The following is a 17,194-nucleotide window of genomic DNA, read 5'->3' as shown; positions in this document are numbered from 1 at the left end:
TACTATCCTCCAAGTGGATTGTTTATAAGATTAAACTAAATTTTCAACCTCATATTCTTTTTCTTCCCCAACTAAATTAATCAGTGGAGTGTAAAACAGAATTCAATTCTATTATATAACATATTTAACTTTTTTATATAAAATTAATCACTAACTACTTTTCAAAAAATAAAAGCCATAAGAATATGAATTATCTAATCTTATGACTTTTGTAATCAAACTTATTTATGTTTAATACTTTGCTGCTTTAATTTAAGGCTATGTTTAAGAATATTGTTGAAATTAATTCTTTGCGTAAGCACATTTAAGCGGCGGATGATTAACCAATTAATTTCAACATGGTGCTTTAACAACTCTTAATTTTATAAGTTAAAAATCAGGTCACTCTATTTTAATATAAGCTTACCACTTACTGCTGGAATAATAAATTCAATCTTGTTATCAATTTTAGCAAAACTTAAACTTTCTTCATTGAAATAAATCTCTTTAGTAGTATCACAATTTAATATAACTTTAAAGCTATCATATGCTTTATAAGCTTCATGTCTTACATTGATATCTATGGTAACTTCTTCATCACACTTCATCATAAATTCATATAAAGTATATTCACCATCTTTATATTTATAACTTTCTTTGTCATCTACGTAATGAACATATTGACCTTCACCTGGATAAATATCAAGAGTTAATTCTTTAATATCTTTTTCTCCCACGTAGCTTTGCACTGGATAGTTTGGAACTATACTTCCCTTCCTAATATATACTGGACAGATGTCTAGCGGAGCTTCTTTAAGTATATACTTTCCACCAGCTATAACTTCCTTTGTCCAATAATCTACCCATTGACCTTCTGGAAGATATACAGTTCTTATTTTCTTACCTTGCTCTAATATAGGTGCTACCAATATATTTTCACCAAATAAAAATTGGTCATTGATTTCATATACTTCTTTATCTTTTTCATAATGAAGTACAAGCGGCCTCATCACTGGTAATCCTGTAGTCTCACCACTCCATAATAAATCATATAAATATGGAAGGAGCTTATATCTTAATTTTATATACTTTCTATTTATATTCAGGGTTTCTTCATCAAAAGCCCATGGTTCCTGATCTCTCGTGTTACTACCTGAATGATTTCTGAATAATGGTGTAAATGCTCCTACTTGTACCCATCTTGATAAAAGTTCTGGGGTGCAATCAAAGCTAAAACCTCCAACATCAGTTCCACAGAAGCTTATACCACTCATTCCAAGGTTTAAAAGCATTGGTATCGACATTCTTAGATGATCCCAAAAGCTTTGATTGTCCCCTGTCCACACTGTAGAATACTTTTGAGTTCCTGCATATGCCGCTCTTGTTATAACAAAAGGTCTTTTACCGCTGTGCTTCTTAATTCCCTCAAAAGTTGCCTTTGCCATTAGATGTCCATATACATTATGAATTTCAGTATGATCTGTATTTCTTCCTTCGTTTTCAAACTGAACATCATCCGGTAGCGGACCGTTAAAACTAGCAGGCTCATTCATGTCATTCCATACACCTGAAACTCCTGAATCTAATAAAAGCTTTTGATTTTCGGCCCACCAGGCTCTAGTGTCTTTCTTAGAAAAGTCAGGAAACACAGAATCACCTGGCCATACCTTATTTACATAAGTAATTCCATCCTTTTCAGTAGCAAAATATCCATTCTTAAGTCCAGTCTCATAAATATCATAGTTTTTTTCTTTCTTTACTCCTGGATCTATTATGGTAACTATCTTAAACCCATCTTCACTAAGCTCATTTAATAGCTTCTTTTCATCAGGAAATCTTTCTTTATCCCAAGTAAACACTTTAAAATTCTCCATATAATCTATATCTAGATGAATTGTGTCACAAGGAATATCTTTTTCTCTAAAGTTTTTAGCTATTTCTTTAACTCTGCCTGCTGGAGAATAAGCCCATCTGCTTTGTTGATATCCAAGAGTCCACATTTGAGGAAGCGGAGTCTTTCCTGTTAAATCAGTATAACCCTTTAGTATACTTTGTATATTATTACCTCCAATAAAATAATAGTCAAAATTACCATCGTCTGCTCCAAAGTAATAATAGGCTGAGTTTTCTTTTCCCATATCAAAATAAGTTTTAAAGGTGTTATCAAAAAATATACCAAATACGCTTTCATCTCTAAGCGTTACAAAATAAGGGATGGATTTATAAAGTGATTTATGACTTTCAACATGCGGAGTTGGATCATCAGTATTCCACATTTCATAGTAATAACCTCTCTTATTAAGATGTCCTGTTTTTTCTCCAAGACCATAGAACTTTTCATCTCCAAATAATCTTTTAACGACTTCAATTTTATGCTTATCAGCTTGTTTATCTACATTATGACCTTCATCTTGTGCATCACTTATAGTACCTCTTCTTCTAAAAGGAGCTCTCTCCTCTCTAAAATCTTCACATAGTATCTTTCCTTCTATGTTGTAAAAATCTACTTTAAAATCATCATACACCCTAATAAGTAACACTTCAGTTTTAATCTCTATGTAAGAGTTTTTTTCCTCTACTATAATCTCACATGGTTCGATGTTTAAATCTTCTACAGCTCTTGAATAATGATTATCATATTTTAAAGGACAAAAAACATTCACAATCATTGGATTTATAACCTCAATTATGCCTTTATTTTTTTCAAAATCAAAATATATCTTATTATTTTCTACTCTATGACTTACTATTTTACCAAACATATTATTCCTCCTATATAATTTATACTTGTTATATTACGATGTAAACATTATATTAGTATTATATATATTTTTTTAGTTAAATACTTGCTCTATTTTAACTAAAAATAACACTATTTTGACATAAATATAAAAAGTAGTATTCTATCGCTTTTCATTTAATTATAAATTAACAAACTATATGAATATTTCTAGTGAGGTGACTTTTTATATGGAAACTGAAAAAAATACTCTAAGGGAAACTGTAGATAGAGGTGAATCTCTTGTTCCCCTTTACTCCTATAGTCAAAATTGGAATAACTTCACCCTATACTTACACTGGCACAATGAATTTGAAATCATTTATGTGGAAAAAGGATCTATTATCTATACAATTGACACTGTTTCTACAAAGGTTTCAGAAGGCCAAGCTATAATAATAAATAGTGGTCAACTTCATTCGGCTCATACTATTAATGGAGAAAGTAGCTTGCATCATGCTTTACTTTTTGACTTAAACTTTTTAAATAGTTCAATCAATGATCCTTGCCAAAATAATTATATTAATCCACTTCTAAATGGAGATTTTCGTTTTCCTTTAGTAATAGATGAGAATTATATTTGGGGTAAAAAAGTAATAGAAGAAGTAAAAGAAATACTAGATATATGCTCAGAAAAACAATTCGGTTGGGACATAGGAATTAAAGCTTCACTATACAAAATTCTTTCTGTTATAGCTAGAGAAAATAAATTCATTGTTAATAAGATATCCTCAGCTCCATCTCTTAATTATAAAATAAGTATAATTAAAAACACTATAAATTATATACAGAATAAATATACAGAAAAGATGTATATAGAGGATTTAGCTAAAGAAGTAAATATGAATCCACAATATTTTTGTAGATTTTTCAAAGCAAATACAGGTAAAACAATAGTAGATTTTATAAACCAATATAGAATTGAACAAGCTACTAAACTTCTAAAAAATGGAGACAAAAAAATATCAGATATTTGTATTGAAGTTGGTTTTGATAACTTTAGTTATTTTATTAAAAAGTTCAAAGAATATGAAAATATGACTCCAAATCAATATAAGAAACAATTGTTAAATGTAACATAAAACTAAATAGCAAAGCTCAATGATATACATATACTAGTTCTGTAAACAAATTATAGAAGGTAAATATTAAATGTCAAAATTTAAACCTGAAAAACTTTCAGTTGAATTTAGAGATGGTGTTACACAAAACAATCCTATTTTAACTAGACACTGTACATTAACTCACTCTGATACTACAGCAGAATTATTTTTAACTATAGGTTTGAGTTTCGCTTATGACAAAACTAATGAGATGAAAGATGAAGTGCTTGGAAAGTGGATAAGTAAAGAAAGCTCACTTTTGTTTTATGTTTATCTAGCTGTAGACAACAATACAAATCCAATACAAGCATCAATTAGAGACTATATTTTTAGAAAAGAACTGCCTCTTGCACTTGAAGCAATAAGATACGGAGATAGGAAGCTATTTGAGGTATATCCAAAACTGGATAACTGCCATATTATCGTACATTTTATTGCAAAATGTCCTAATTTAAATAAGGTTGAAGACTATGGAAGCTTTTCAAAGTATAATACTATAAAATAGCATTATAGCCTTATAATTTAACTATTACTAAATATATTTACCGCTAAGAATTGCAATAAAATATGCATACATAGGTTAAGTGTCAGCTTCCTTTGTATGCATATAATTTATATATAGATTTTACTTTATAATATTTCACCGTTAGATTCTATTACCTGCTTAAACCAATTGAAGCTTTTTTTCTTATATCTCTTTAGATCCCTTAAATTGGTTTCTGTTCGATTTACGAATATAAATCCATATCTTTTACTCATTTCTCCTTGAGAACTTAGTATATCTATTGGTCCCCAAGCCAAGTAACCAATGATTTCAACCCCCTCAGATATTGCAATTTTCATCTGCTCTATATGCTTTTTCATGTAATCTATTCGATAACTATCTTCTATAGTATTATCTTCATTTAATTCTTCCTTTACACCAATTCCATTTTCTAATATAAAGATAGGCATATTATATCTTTCATAGACATCCTTTAAAGCCAGCCTAAATCCAATAGGATCAATAGTCCATCCCCATTCACTAGCTTTAAGATATTGGTTTTCTATTAAACTCTCCATCCCTGGGAAAAGTGGCCTATCATTTTTACTGCTAGAACTAACAGTACCACTAAAATAATAACTGATTCCTAAATAATCAGCTTTTCCAGCTTTCAATAACTCTAAATCATCTTCTTCAAAGAATAAAGGTATTTCTTTATTTTTCAAAGCTGTTAAGTAGTAAGATGGATACTCTCCTCTTGAAAATACATCTAAATATAAATCTGTAGTTTTTTCTTTGAATTTTTTCATTAAAAGTGCATCTTCTGGATTACAGGTTGCTGGATATAACTGCATATAGTTAACCATACCACCCATTTTTCCACCCTTTACAATTTCATGTAGTGCTTTGGTAGCCTTTGAATGAGCAAGAAATACATTATGAATTAATTGATTTTCGAAAGTTTCTTTATCCATATCCTTTGGACGTCTAGTCCCGTACAAATCAGTCATTAGTGTAACTGAATTCATTTCATTAAAGCTAACCCAATACTTAACCCTATCTCCATATCTTTTAAATACAGTGGCTGCAAATTTTTCAAATAAATCAACTACTTTTCTTGAAATAAATCCATTATATTTTTCCTGTAATGCTAAAGGCATATCAAAATGATACAAGGTTAACACTGGCTCTATACCATTATTTAAAAGTTCATCTATTACATTATCATAAAACACTAAACCTTCTTCATTTATATTTTCTCCATCAGGAAGTATTCTAGACCAGGCTATATTAGTACGAAATGAGTTTAATCCAAGCTCCTTAAAAAGTGCTATATCTTCCTTATATCTATGATAAAAATCTATGGCAGTGTTCCAATCAGATACTCCTGGTTTAATTTCTCTGTTATCTACAATAGAAACTCCTTTACCACCTTCATTCCAAGCGCCTTCTATCTGAAAAGATGTTACAGCGCCTCCCCAAAGAAATTGATTCGCATTTGTTTTACTCATAAATTCTCTCCTCCATTTTTCATATAATTCAGCTACTCAATACTTATTCCCTTTAATAATACAGCGTTTTCCAACTGGTTTACACACTGTAAACTAGTTTTATATTATCACTAAATTTACACAGTGTAAACCAGTTATTATTATATTTTCGCATTTAGAAAATCTCACTTTTCCAATTTATATGTTAAAATATAAACATGTGTATCCTTTAATTAAGATATTACTTGAAATATAAAGCGAAACAGCTTATTTGGAGGTTCTAATGAGTTTAAAATATAGCCATAAATTCAAAGATAATAGTGAACGTAAAAATACCTTAATGGAAGCAGCTTTCAAGCTAGCTGTTAAAAACGGTATGGATAAAGTAACTGTGGTTGATATAGTTAATCTTGCTGAAACCAGTAGAGTAACCTTTTATAAATATTTCGATTCAGTGTTTGATATATTCTGGGAAATTCATAGAAACATTTTAGGTGAAATAACAGTATTTTTGAAAGAAAATATCAAAGGTAACAACGCAAGTGAAAAAATACATTCTTTAATCGATTTATATAAACAGTTATACCTTGAAAGGTTTGATGATATAAGATTTACCATATTTTTTGATTGTTATCATACTCATCGTGCCGATGATGAAAATTATTTGGATTATATAATCTATTCCTATTTTTATGATGAATTAATTAATGAAGGACTTCAGGATGGATCCATTAAATATAGTTTAAGTTTTCGTAAAAAGCTAGCTATTCAAATAAATGCTATATGGGCTCTCATGCAAAGACTCTCGGTAAGAAAGGATCATATCCAGATAGAAACCTCTTATGATGCTATGGAGATTTTAGAAGGGGTAATTGAAACAGCCCATATAATTCTCAATATAGAACAGTAACTTCTTTATAAATTTAAATACAAATATAAAGTCGCTGAAGTGGACTTCTACAGTAAAAAAAAGATGGTGATACAACCATCTTTTTTTATTTTCTAAATAAAATTGGTAAAAATTTGAAAATAATATTGTAATATTATATAATTACAATAAAACATAATTAGTTTAATAGATAAAATATCTAGTAGGGTTGATCACTTGGATTTTGTTTATAAATTAGGAGGTTAATTTAAAATGGTAATCGGATCTATTTTAATAACAATTTTTTTAGTAATATCAATTGCCTTAATAAAAGGTAGATTAAGTTTTCTAGTTGCTAGCTATAACACAATGGATGTAGTAGAGAAAACTAACTATGACGAGAAGAAGATTTGTAAAAATGCTGGAATTGAACTACTTTCAGCAGATATAGTATTAATCATTGTAATGATTCTTCTCAATACTGATTACGGAAATAGCCACTCTACTTCAATTGGTTTGATTGCAACAGTTATTATAGTTACACTTACATTTGGAAACGTTATATTAACTCAAAAAAGGAAATAAAAATACTGAAAATATGAATTTAAGTCTAAGAAAAATCAGCATACATAGACAGCCATTTCTGGCTGTCTATGTAGCTCTTTAATAAAAAAATTATTTTCTAATTTCTAATATTTACTTTTTTTAAATTCCTCTTTTATTATTTTAAGAAGATATTTATCTGTGATAACATCATAACCAGTTAGGGCTAATGCAGATGTACCTTTTAGTAAAGCTTCATGTGCACTATCCGTAATCGTAAAATCAGCCATTTCTTTTGTATGTCCAACTAAATTGGAATTACCTATTCCTAAAGTAGGATGTATCGCTGGTACCACATGGCTTACATTCCCCATATCTATTGATCCAATGTTAGTATCTGGTTCATTTATGTCTTGAATCCCTGCGAATTTTAAGTTTTCACTAAAAGCTTCAGAAAGAGTTTCATTTGTATTCATATCATCATATGACAACTCATAATTGCTTAATTCAAGTTTAGCACCAGTCATTAGTGCAGCTCCCTTAGCTACGTTATTTACCTTCTGTACTACCTCTTCCAAGGTTTTCTTTTTAGCAGCTCTAACATAAAACTGTGCAGTTGCTTTATCAGGAACTATATTGGCAGCTTTACCACCATCACTTATTATTCCATGAATTCTAACATCAGAGGTTACATGTTGTCTCAAAGCATTTATACCATTAAAGGTAAGTAATACTGCATCCAGTGCATTTATACCTTTCTCAGGTGCTCCAGCAGCATGGCTAGCTTTACCATAGAAATCAAATTGAATTGCCTCCATAGCTAAAGATGTCCCACTTTTATAAGTTAATTCACCTGGATGAAGTATCATAGCCACGTCAATATTATCAAAACAACCCTCTTCAGCCATTTTCACTTTTGCTCCATTTGTTTCTTCAGCAGGTGTTCCAAAAACTACAATGGTTCCACCAATTTTCTTTAAGATTTTACTTAGAGCCACTGCAGCTCCAGCACTCATGGTTCCTATCATGTTATGTCCACATCCATGACCTATTCCTGGAAGAGCATCATATTCACAAAGCAAAGAAATTTTAGGTCCAGTCACATTACTATCAAAGGTAGCTTTAAAAGCCGTAGGTATTCCAACAGTACCAACTTCAATTAAGAATCCATTTTCCTCTAAAAATGAAGTTAACGTATCTACCGCTTTGAACTCACAGTTTCCTAACTCAGGATTTTCATAAATAAAATCATTTATTTCAAAAAGTCTTTCTTTAAGCTTATAAACTTCTTCTATTATTTGATTTTTCATTTTTAATGCCTCCTAATTTAAAAGTTCATTATATTATCATTAGCTTTGTTGTATCAAATCATATCACTTAATAATCTTTATACAACTCTCCATGGATTTTCTTTTCCTTCAATTTCCAAAACACAACTTTTTAAAGATGAATAAACCATCTCCAGTACATCTTGGTTTGTATAGAATGCCATATGAGGTGTCACAATTACATTTGGATAACTTTTTAAAATTGCCAAATCACGATTACTTAACACCTCAGATTTTAAATCGTTATAACAAAGTCCTGCTTCATTTTCTATCACATCTAAGGCTACTGCACCAATCTTTCCGCTTTCGATTCCATCTAGAAGTGCATTTGTGTCAATTAGTGCTCCTCTAGCAGTATTTATAATAATCACTTGATTTTTCATCTTTGAAATTGCTTGAGCATCTATCATATGATAGTTTGTATCATCAACAGGAGCATGAAGGCTAATTATATCACTTTCATTTAAAAGTTCGTCTAAGGAAACATATCTTGCATATTTTTTTACTTCTTCATTTTCATATAGTGAGTGAGCTAAAACTTCATTTCCAAATCCTGAAAGATGACGGATAACTGTCTCACCAATTCTTCCAGTTCCTATTATGCCTATCTTCATATTTGCAAATTCTCTTCCTAAAAGTCCTTGCAATGAAAAATCTTGAATATTTCCACGTTCCATAATACGTTTCATATTACGTGATGCCATCATCATTAGCATTATCGCATAGTCTGCTACTCCATTTGGTGAGTATGTTGCATTACTTACATTAATTCCCAGCTCTTTCGCATATTTGATATCTATATGATCAAACCCAACAGTTCTAGTTGAAATCATTTTTATATTCATTTCATGAAGTTTTTCAATTAACTTGCTATCCAACGGTGAGGTTATAATGCTAATACAATCACAACCATCAGCTAAATGTATATTTGAAAGAGTTGGTGTTTCTCTACAGATAATAAGTTCTACTCCTAGTTCTTCACTTATCTTATTAAAATATTGAGCTTCGTCAAATTCTCTGTAGTTGAAAACACATATCTTTATTTTGTAACTGACCATAATATATCATCTCCTGCATACTGAATAATGTGGTTAACTATAGTTCATCGGTTATAAATAAGTACAAAAAATTAGACCTTTCATTACTATATTATATAATTTTTCCAATATAAAAGTATATTGCTAAAGTGAAAATACCTAAGATAATCATCATAAATCTATACTTCTTTTGTAATAAACCATCTAAAATAAAAACTATAGCTATAACACTCCAAAGTTTATCTAATAAAAATAAACCTAAAAGTTTTAAAATAAGAAAAAGTATGCGAATAAAAATTCACATACTTTCAAAAATAACAATTCAAATTTTACTTCTAAATCTAAAAAATCTACTCTCTTAGATTTTTAGATTTACACATACAAATTAACTAATTAATTAGAATCTAAAGTCTCTCTTTCCTTCTCTTAACTCAGTCAAGTGTTCTTTAACTATAGTTTTTACCTTTTCGTTAGGAATTCTTTCAGTTTCATCATTAATTACAACTTCACCATTTTTCTTAGTTTCTTCTGAAGCATAGTCTTCTAGGTATTCTTTAAGAGTCATCAAAGCATTAGGCTGACAACAGTTTGCAATCTGTCCTGATTTAACAAGGCTCATGAATCTATCTCCAGTTCTACCTTCACGATAACAAGCTGTACAGAAACTAGGTATATAACCTAACTCTAAAAGCCAATTTACTATTTCGTCAAGGGTACGATTATCACTTACATCAAATTGAGATGAATTTTCTTCTTCTGGCTCAGGTTGTACGTATCCACCAACACTAGTCTTTGAACCACCGCTTAATTGTGATACTCCAAGTTCAAGTACACGTTCACGAGTTTTTTTAGACTCACGAGTAGAAACTATCATTCCTGTGTATGGTACTGCTATACGTATTATAGCAACTATTTTTTCAAATATTTCATCTGATATTGCATTTGAAAAGCTATTAGGATCAATATCATCTGCTGGTCTAATACGAGGTACGCTGATAGTGTGTGGACCTACTCCCATTGCAGCTTCCAAATGCTCTGCATGCATTAGAAGACCTACAAGATCATATTTATATAGATTAAGTCCAAATAATACACCTAGTCCAACATCATCTATTCCAGCTTCCATAGCACGATCCATTGCTTCAGTGTGATATGCGTAATTATGCTTTGGTCCAGTTGGATGAAGCTCTTCATAAGTTTCTTTATGATATGTTTCTTGAAATAATATATAAGTTCCAATGCCAGCATCCTTAAGCTTTTTATAGTCTTCAACTGTAGTTGCAGCTATATTTACATTAACACGTCTTATTTCTCCGTTTTTATGTTTTATACTATATATAGTTTTAATGCTTTCAAGAATATATTCAAGTGGATTATTTACAGGATCTTCACCTGCTTCAAGAGCTAAACGCTTGTGTCCCATATCTTGTAGGGCAATTGTTTCTCTTTTTATCTCCTCTTGAGTAAGTTTCTTTCTAGCTATATGTTTATTTTTATAGTGGTATGGACAATAAACACATCCATTTACACAGTAGTTTGAAAGATAAAGAGGTGCGAACATTACAATACGATTTCCGTAGAATTTTTGTTTAATCTCTTTTGCTAGTTTATACATTTCTTCATTTAATTCTTCAATATCACATTCTAATAATATAGCAGCTTCTTTATGGCTTATGCCTTTATAGCTTCTAGCTTTTTCAATAATACTAGCTATTAGTTCTCTATTACTCTTATTTTCCTTAGCATGTTCTAAAGTACTTTTAATTTCCTCGTCATCGATAAATTCTGTTGCAACTTTAGACTTAACATTATACATTCAAATCCCTCCAATATTTTACTCCTTGGCAGAAACCTTAGAGTATACCGTTTTGATGTTCACATCAGGTATCATTCCCAATTTTCCAGAAAGAGCGGCGATAACATCATTCGGTGCATCAATAACTATAGTTATTATATTAAGTTGACGTTTTGGGTATGGCAGTCCCATTCTACCTATAATATACTCAGTATATTCATGTAGAATAGTATTAATCTTTCCCACTGAATCTTTATTTTCAACAATAATTCCAACCACAGCAATCCTTGTTTCCATAAAAAAATCCTTTCAATAATACATAAAAAATCGCTGAAGCGACTTTCTTTAGTGATTTTTTTGCGCATCTGCCTTTCCGAATGAATATGAGGGAAATTTGGCAGGCGACACATTCGTATTTTTTATTCTTTAAATCACATTATGTTTTAAGTCGTTACTCATATTTATCCACAGATATAATTGAGTTATAAATTTATAAAGAATAAAAAATCCTTGTACCAAAAGGAACAAGGATAGAAAATAAAACGCAAGTAATCATATAAATTAATTTCCTGAGTTTATAACAACTATTCTCTCGCCTTCTAACTTGGGACTAACCCTCATTCATTCAGTACGATTCTTTAAATTTTATGGTTTACTACAAGAAAAAACTATAAGCTTAATCTCAGAAAGTGCACCAACAATATTTATTATATCATAATGTTTTCCAAAGTAAAACTTAATGTGTGAACTTCGATTATTTCTTAAAAGCTAAATTTCACTTTAGAGCTTGTTTATATTTAGCACATATATAATAATTAAATCTATGAAAATAGAAGTTTATGACAAAAAAATGTTGTTTAGTAAGTATATATAGTGAAATCATAGGAGGTGACTATATGAATGATAAAGACATTGAGATATAACTTCAACAAATAAGTTATGAAGCCCTAAATAAAGTAATCACAAGATTTTAGGACATGCATAACTTAAGTTTTATTTTTTATAGTCTATTAATTATTTACCATCATAGCTGAGTTGCCATTGTATTCCAAATTGATCTGTTAATGAGCCGTAACATTTACTCCAAAAGGTTTCTTGAAGCTCCATGTCAACAGTTCCACCTTCCTTTAATTTATCAAAACATGACTTTACTTCTTCTATATCTCTAGTAACTAAAGTTAAGCTAAAATTATTTCCTTGAGTAAAAGGCATGCCAGGGAATGTATCAGAAAACATTATAGTAGTTCCGCCGATTTCAAGTCTTGTATGTAATACTAATTTTTTTGCTTCTTCAGGGATAACAAAGTTCGGATCAGATGCATGTTCACCAAAAGTCATTATTTGAGGCTTTTCAGTTTTAAAAACCTCTGAATAGAATTCTACTGCTTCTCTGCAATTTCCATTAAAATTTAGATATACCTGTATAGCCATCTTCTTCAACTCCTTAAATTTATTTTTTATATTATGTGAAATTTTGATAAGATTTAATTTTGTTCGTATGCTCTTTTTAAAGTATCAATATCTAGTTTTTTCATTTTTAGCATGGCATCTACAGCTTGCTGTGACCTTTTTTCATCTTCGCCGTTTAAAAGTTCACCTAGAACTGAAGGTACTATTTGCCAAGAGACTCCATATTTATCTTCTAACCATCCACATTGACCTTCTTTGCCTTCATTAGTAAGGGTTTCCCAAAAATTATCTATCTGTTCTTGAGTCTCACAATCAACAAAAAATGATATTGCTGGTGTAAAAGTAAATTCATGATTAATATTACTATCCATTACCATGAAATTTTGAGATCTTAGCGTAAAAACAGCACTTTTCACTGATCCCTTAGTCCCCAATTTATCATCATTATAAAGTTCAATTGAATCAATCTTTGAATTTTCAAATATAGATGTATAAAACTTAATTGCTTCATTAGCTTTTCTATAATTATCTCCAAAGAACATCAAAGCTGGATATATACTTTGTTCTTGGTTTGAAAGATTTATCTGCCAGGTTACCCCATACTTATCCTTAAGCCAACCAAATTTATCACTAAAAGGATATTTTCCTAGCTCCATAAGCACAATGCCATCTTTGCTAAGCTGTTGCCAAATGCTTTCCACCTCATCCAAGGTCTCACAGTTAACAAAGAAAGATATTGCTGGAGTTATCGTATAATATGGACCGCCATTTAGAGCTACAAATTCTTGACCACATAATTCAAAACTTACACTCAGTAAGCTATCTTTAGGCTTTGGTAAACCTTCTGCATAAAATGTTTTATCAGTGATTTTTGAATTTTTGAATATAGAAACATAAAACTCTGTTGCTTCTTCTGATTGGTCATCAAACCATATGTAAGGTACTATCTTTGACATACAAACCCTCCTATCTAGAGATTTTTAATATACAAATTGATAAAAATTTGATTTATATCACTATTCTCTATATTTCTCATAATTCCTTCAAGTTTTAACTATTTTATCATCTTTATCTTAATAAGCTTATATTATTCATAAAAATATAATTAAGGTAAAAAAAAGAATCACATATAAGCGATTCTTAAAATCTATTTAAAGACATGTAAGTACTGTTTATTTAAAATTTATATTTTTAAGTTGAGGCGTTTTTCTTTACCTTTGTTTCTTTATACTAAATAATGCTATATTAATAGATAAAATCAGTGCAGCAACCCATATGGCTTTCACACTAAAAATAGTAGTTAATATTGCACCTAAAAAAGCTCCTGCTATAAATGATGCTATAATCGTAAAAAGTTTTACAGCTCTATTTCTAGCCTTCTTGTCTTTTTGAGTTACCGCCAGATAAACTGCTTCACAAGCAGTTCTTAAATTACCTGTTGTCATAGTTGTGCTATAAGGACAATCTCCTAGTTTTCTAAAAGATGCTATTTGAAGCGATGAAACAAACGAAATTATAACATTTACAATTGTATCAGTAGTACCCTTAGGCATAAAACCTGTTATAAAAAGCACAACAATTTCAAGAATTAAAATAACTTTACCCCATTCTCGAATAAAAAGTTTAGGTGAATTTCCTTTGACGATTTCCGTTACTAGAACCCCTAGTATAAATGCTAATATAGGCGGAAGATGCTGAAAAGCCTGCGCCCATTGCCCTTGTGAACCGTATATTCCTAAAAACACTATATTTCCTGTTTGCGCATTTGAGAAAACTCCACCTCTTGAGATAAAGGTGTAGGAATCTAAAAAACCTCCAACTATTGCAAGTAACATTCCAAAAAACACAGTCTCGTGAATTTCATATTTTGAATCAATACTTATATCTCTTATATTATATACCTTGCTAATCACTTCTAAAGCCCCCTAAATAAATGTGTAAAATCCAGTTGTACGGAATAGCTTCCCCAAGATATTATATCACTATTGAAAATTTTTATCTTACTACCTTCAAGCAAAAAATACCATATAGCCTCATTTTTTATCCTTATAACAAAATAATTAAGGGAACAAAGGGATTTGCTTAGAATCTAAATCTTTACATATGCTTTTAGTAGCTTTGTATAAAGTTTTTCTTAAGTTTCAGAACAATTTAAACCTTATTTTTGTTAAAACCTTAAGTATTATACTGCAAATTTTCAAAGCTAAAATGAAAATTTGATTAATAAAAATAATCTTTTAATAGTCATAAAATCAGATGATTTGTAAAAGCCTAAATTTATAAAATATAAGAAAGGTGGTTTACTTATGGAAAAAAATCAGCAAATTATTGGTAAGTTGATAGATGAGCTTGAATCAAAAGGAGAAATAAGCTTATCATGTGATAAAAATGATTTATTTATTGAGAGCGTAGATGATAAAGAAGGATATTCTTTTGTTAGTAGTACAAATGAGGAATTTGCAACTAGCAAAGATGCTGTAGAATGGTTAATAAAAAAAATGAATGGAGTTGAGAATATAGTAGATTGGCAGTAAAGTTTGTATATTTATAAAAGTATTACTATAGATGAGCCACTTCATAATTACATTTATATTTTCAAATTTTCCCCTCAGGACCCAGAGTAGTTTTGAAACTAGATTTCAGATTGAAGTGTTTCATCTTTATTTAAAGCATTTGAAAACATTTTTTATGATTTTCTCAGAAACTAAAGAATAAAGCGCCTTTTTATAGAAGTTTTTGTTCTTTTAGTTTAGCATTAATATTTTGCTTCCATTTCAATTTTTCAGGGCTTCTGTCGAACTTGATACTTAAGTATCTGTGTTATATACTATCAATAGCGTTACATAAAATAATTTAATCAATTAATATATTTTAATAAGCCAAATTATACTATTTAACCATTTATTCTTGTAAAGATAAGCGTTATATAGCATCATGGTTAATTAAAAATACGTTTATTTAAGCTAAATAAGCTATCATATATATTTATAATTCGCAATCATATACAGAAAGGCGCTGAATATAATGAACACTACAAAAACTCCCGCTCTTCTACAAAATAAATCGCTTAGATTATTAATGGTAGCAAGAGTATCTACAAACTTTGCCTATCAAATGCTATCAGTAGCTATAGGCTGGCAGATGTATTCTATGACTCATTCTGCATTTTATTTAGGATTAGTTGGACTAGTTCAATTTCTACCTATGCTTTTATTATCACTTTTTGTTGGACATCTTGCAGATAGATACGACAGAAGAAGGATAATTACAATTAGTCAAATATTTGAAGGAACAGCAATACTAGCTTTAGCCTATGGAAGTTATAGTGGATGGATTACAAAAGAAAGATTTCTTATTATAATATTCATCATCGCTGTTGCACACTCGTTTCAAGGACCTCCAATGCAAGCTTTATTGCCAAACATTGTGAATAAAGACATTTTCCCAAGAGCTTCTGCTTTAATGTCTTCTGTTTCTGAGTTTGCAGTTATTATAGGACCTGGTGTCGGCGGCATACTGTATGCTTTTGGTCCAACTCTAGTCTACGGATTAACTGGAGTTCTAATATATACATCTAGCATTTTAATATCTCAACTTATAATGAGAAAAGAAGAAACTAAAGCTGAACCAGCTAGTTTAAAGACACTTTTTGCTGGTATTTCCTTTATAAAGGGAAGACCAATTATTCTTGGCGCAATATCTCTAGATTTATTTGCAGTATTATTTGGAGGAGCAACTGCACTTCTACCAATATATGCAAGTGAAATTTTAAAGATAGGATCCTTCGGACTTGGTATACTTAGATCTGCACCTGCAGTAGGCGCATTACTTATGTCAGCTTATCTAGCTAAAAAGCCATTAAAGAAAAATGTTGGACGTACTATGTTTACTGCAGTAATTTTCTTTGGTTTATCAACTATAGTATTTGCAATATCTAAGTCTGTCATTATATCTTTCATAGCATTATTCGTTCTAGGAGCTTCCGATGTTATAAGTGTTGTTATCCGTTCAACCCTTGTACAGTTAGAAACACCTGATTTTATGAGAGGTAGAGTAAGTTCTGTAAATATGATTTTTATTGGTACATCTAATCAATTAGGTGAATTTGAATCCGGTGCTACAGCTGCACTTCTTGGACCGCAGTTTGCAGCTCTAGTTGGCGGTATTGGAACTATATTAGTTGTATTAAGTTGGATGAAACTTTTCCCTTCAATTTTAAATGTTAACAAATTTGAAGATATAAAAAGTTATAAGCTTGATTAAAAATCTACATATTGATATTTAATTGAAAATCCCAGTAGAAAGCAATTGCTGCACCTCTACTGGGATTATTTTATAATCAATAATTTTATTTTCCATTAATCGATTATTTTTTCTT

The 17,194-nt window shown here is 30.2% G+C and carries 15 protein-coding genes; 6 read left to right on the top strand and 9 right to left on the bottom strand.

The genetic code is table 11. From position 1 onward, the window contains the following. Window positions 1-386: 386 nt before the first annotated feature. Entirely contained in the window at window positions 387-2,741 is a 2,355-nt protein-coding gene (locus J3477_RS00355) for a glycoside hydrolase family 31 protein (protein WP_206867584.1), read from the bottom strand. Between the two features lie 208 nt (window positions 2,742-2,949). Here J3477_RS00355 and J3477_RS00350 point away from each other — a divergent pair, with 208 nt between their 5' ends. Together J3477_RS00350 and J3477_RS00345 are read left to right on the top strand one after the other, a co-directional pair. Further along, on the top strand, window positions 2,950-3,840 hold the full coding sequence (locus tag J3477_RS00350; protein ID WP_206867583.1) for an AraC family transcriptional regulator: 891 nt from the start codon (window positions 2,950-2,952) through the stop codon (window positions 3,838-3,840). Window positions 3,841-3,910: 70 nt separating this feature from the next. Next, the gene (locus J3477_RS00345; RefSeq protein WP_206867582.1) at window positions 3,911-4,366 is read left to right on the top strand and encodes a staygreen family protein; all 456 of its coding nucleotides are present in this window, start codon (window positions 3,911-3,913) and stop codon (window positions 4,364-4,366) included. A 125-nt stretch (window positions 4,367-4,491) separates the two neighbouring features. Here J3477_RS00345 and J3477_RS00340 read toward each other — a convergent pair whose 3' ends face one another. Continuing rightward, on the bottom strand, window positions 4,492-5,856 hold the full coding sequence (locus tag J3477_RS00340) for a glycoside hydrolase family 1 protein (RefSeq protein WP_206867581.1): 1,365 nt from the start codon (window positions 5,854-5,856) through the stop codon (window positions 4,492-4,494). A 262-nt stretch (window positions 5,857-6,118) separates the two neighbouring features. On the opposite strand from J3477_RS00340, the gene J3477_RS00335 reads away from it, so the two are divergent. Beyond that, window positions 6,119-6,745, top strand: coding sequence for a TetR/AcrR family transcriptional regulator (locus tag J3477_RS00335; protein ID WP_206867580.1), 627 nt, complete (start codon window positions 6,119-6,121; stop codon window positions 6,743-6,745). Between the two features lie 231 nt (window positions 6,746-6,976). Next, a complete protein-coding gene (locus J3477_RS00330) occupies window positions 6,977-7,288 on the top strand; it encodes a DUF3784 domain-containing protein (RefSeq protein WP_206867579.1) in 312 nt (103 codons plus the stop codon). 104 nt (window positions 7,289-7,392) lie between these two features. On the opposite strand, the gene J3477_RS00325 is transcribed toward J3477_RS00330, so the two are convergent. The 7 genes from J3477_RS00325 to J3477_RS00295 all read right to left on the bottom strand — a co-directional run bounded on the left by J3477_RS00325 (window position 7,393) and on the right by J3477_RS00295 (window position 14,729). Further along, the gene (locus tag J3477_RS00325; protein ID WP_206867578.1) at window positions 7,393-8,556 is read right to left on the bottom strand and encodes a M20 family metallopeptidase; all 1,164 of its coding nucleotides are present in this window, start codon (window positions 8,554-8,556) and stop codon (window positions 7,393-7,395) included. A gap of 77 nt (window positions 8,557-8,633) precedes the next feature. Continuing rightward, window positions 8,634-9,617, bottom strand: a complete 984-nt coding sequence (locus tag J3477_RS00320; protein ID WP_206869595.1) for a D-isomer specific 2-hydroxyacid dehydrogenase family protein — start codon at window positions 9,615-9,617, stop codon at window positions 8,634-8,636. A 391-nt stretch (window positions 9,618-10,008) separates the two neighbouring features. Next, on the bottom strand, window positions 10,009-11,427 hold the full coding sequence (hydG, locus tag J3477_RS00315; protein ID WP_206867577.1) for a [FeFe] hydrogenase H-cluster radical SAM maturase HydG: 1,419 nt from the start codon (window positions 11,425-11,427) through the stop codon (window positions 10,009-10,011). A gap of 18 nt (window positions 11,428-11,445) precedes the next feature. Further along, window positions 11,446-11,703, bottom strand: a complete 258-nt coding sequence (locus J3477_RS00310; protein WP_206867576.1) for a TM1266 family iron-only hydrogenase system putative regulator — start codon at window positions 11,701-11,703, stop codon at window positions 11,446-11,448. A 717-nt stretch (window positions 11,704-12,420) separates the two neighbouring features. After that, entirely contained in the window at window positions 12,421-12,837 is a 417-nt protein-coding gene (locus J3477_RS00305) for a VOC family protein (RefSeq protein WP_206867575.1), read from the bottom strand. 53 nt (window positions 12,838-12,890) lie between these two features. Then, window positions 12,891-13,772: a VOC family protein gene (locus tag J3477_RS00300; RefSeq protein WP_206867574.1), complete on the bottom strand. Its 882-nt coding sequence runs from the start codon at window positions 13,770-13,772 to the stop codon at window positions 12,891-12,893. 255 nt (window positions 13,773-14,027) lie between these two features. Then, a complete protein-coding gene (locus J3477_RS00295; protein ID WP_228731172.1) occupies window positions 14,028-14,729 on the bottom strand; it encodes a YoaK family protein in 702 nt (233 codons plus the stop codon). 393 nt (window positions 14,730-15,122) lie between these two features. On the opposite strand from J3477_RS00295, the gene J3477_RS00290 reads away from it, so the two are divergent. After that, on the top strand, window positions 15,123-15,350 hold the full coding sequence (locus tag J3477_RS00290; protein ID WP_206867573.1) for a hypothetical protein: 228 nt from the start codon (window positions 15,123-15,125) through the stop codon (window positions 15,348-15,350). Window positions 15,351-15,840: 490 nt separating this feature from the next. Further along, a complete protein-coding gene (locus J3477_RS00285) occupies window positions 15,841-17,079 on the top strand; it encodes an MFS transporter (protein WP_206867572.1) in 1,239 nt (412 codons plus the stop codon). Window positions 17,080-17,194 lie beyond the last annotated feature (115 nt).

It is taken from the genome of Clostridium zeae (genome assembly GCF_017312485.1).
GTDB classification, from domain to species: domain Bacteria; phylum Bacillota; class Clostridia; order Clostridiales; family Clostridiaceae; genus Clostridium_AR; species Clostridium_AR zeae.
This window is presented reverse-complemented; position numbering and strand designations above follow the sequence as displayed.

Excerpts from the sequence above, each read along its gene's own strand:
- J3477_RS00325 (WP_206867578.1), bottom strand. The coding sequence starts at position 8,556 with ATGAAAAATCAAATAATAGAAGAAGTTTATAAGCTTAAAGAAAGACTT.
- J3477_RS00290 (WP_206867573.1), top strand. The coding sequence starts at position 15,123 with ATGGAAAAAAATCAGCAAATTATTGGTAAGTTGATAGATGAGCTTGAA.
- J3477_RS00350 (WP_206867583.1), top strand. The coding sequence starts at position 2,950 with ATGGAAACTGAAAAAAATACTCTAAGGGAAACTGTAGATAGAGGTGAA.
- hydG (WP_206867577.1), bottom strand. The coding sequence starts at position 11,427 with ATGTATAATGTTAAGTCTAAAGTTGCAACAGAATTTATCGATGACGAG.
- J3477_RS00355 (WP_206867584.1), bottom strand. The coding sequence starts at position 2,741 with ATGTTTGGTAAAATAGTAAGTCATAGAGTAGAAAATAATAAGATATAT.
- J3477_RS00285 (WP_206867572.1), top strand. The coding sequence starts at position 15,841 with ATGAACACTACAAAAACTCCCGCTCTTCTACAAAATAAATCGCTTAGA.
- J3477_RS00330 (WP_206867579.1), top strand. The coding sequence starts at position 6,977 with ATGGTAATCGGATCTATTTTAATAACAATTTTTTTAGTAATATCAATT.
- J3477_RS00300 (WP_206867574.1), bottom strand. The coding sequence starts at position 13,772 with ATGTCAAAGATAGTACCTTACATATGGTTTGATGACCAATCAGAAGAA.
- J3477_RS00305 (WP_206867575.1), bottom strand. The coding sequence starts at position 12,837 with ATGGCTATACAGGTATATCTAAATTTTAATGGAAATTGCAGAGAAGCA.
- J3477_RS00310 (WP_206867576.1), bottom strand. The coding sequence starts at position 11,703 with ATGGAAACAAGGATTGCTGTGGTTGGAATTATTGTTGAAAATAAAGAT.
- J3477_RS00340 (WP_206867581.1), bottom strand. The coding sequence starts at position 5,856 with ATGAGTAAAACAAATGCGAATCAATTTCTTTGGGGAGGCGCTGTAACA.
- J3477_RS00345 (WP_206867582.1), top strand. The coding sequence starts at position 3,911 with ATGTCAAAATTTAAACCTGAAAAACTTTCAGTTGAATTTAGAGATGGT.
- J3477_RS00335 (WP_206867580.1), top strand. The coding sequence starts at position 6,119 with ATGAGTTTAAAATATAGCCATAAATTCAAAGATAATAGTGAACGTAAA.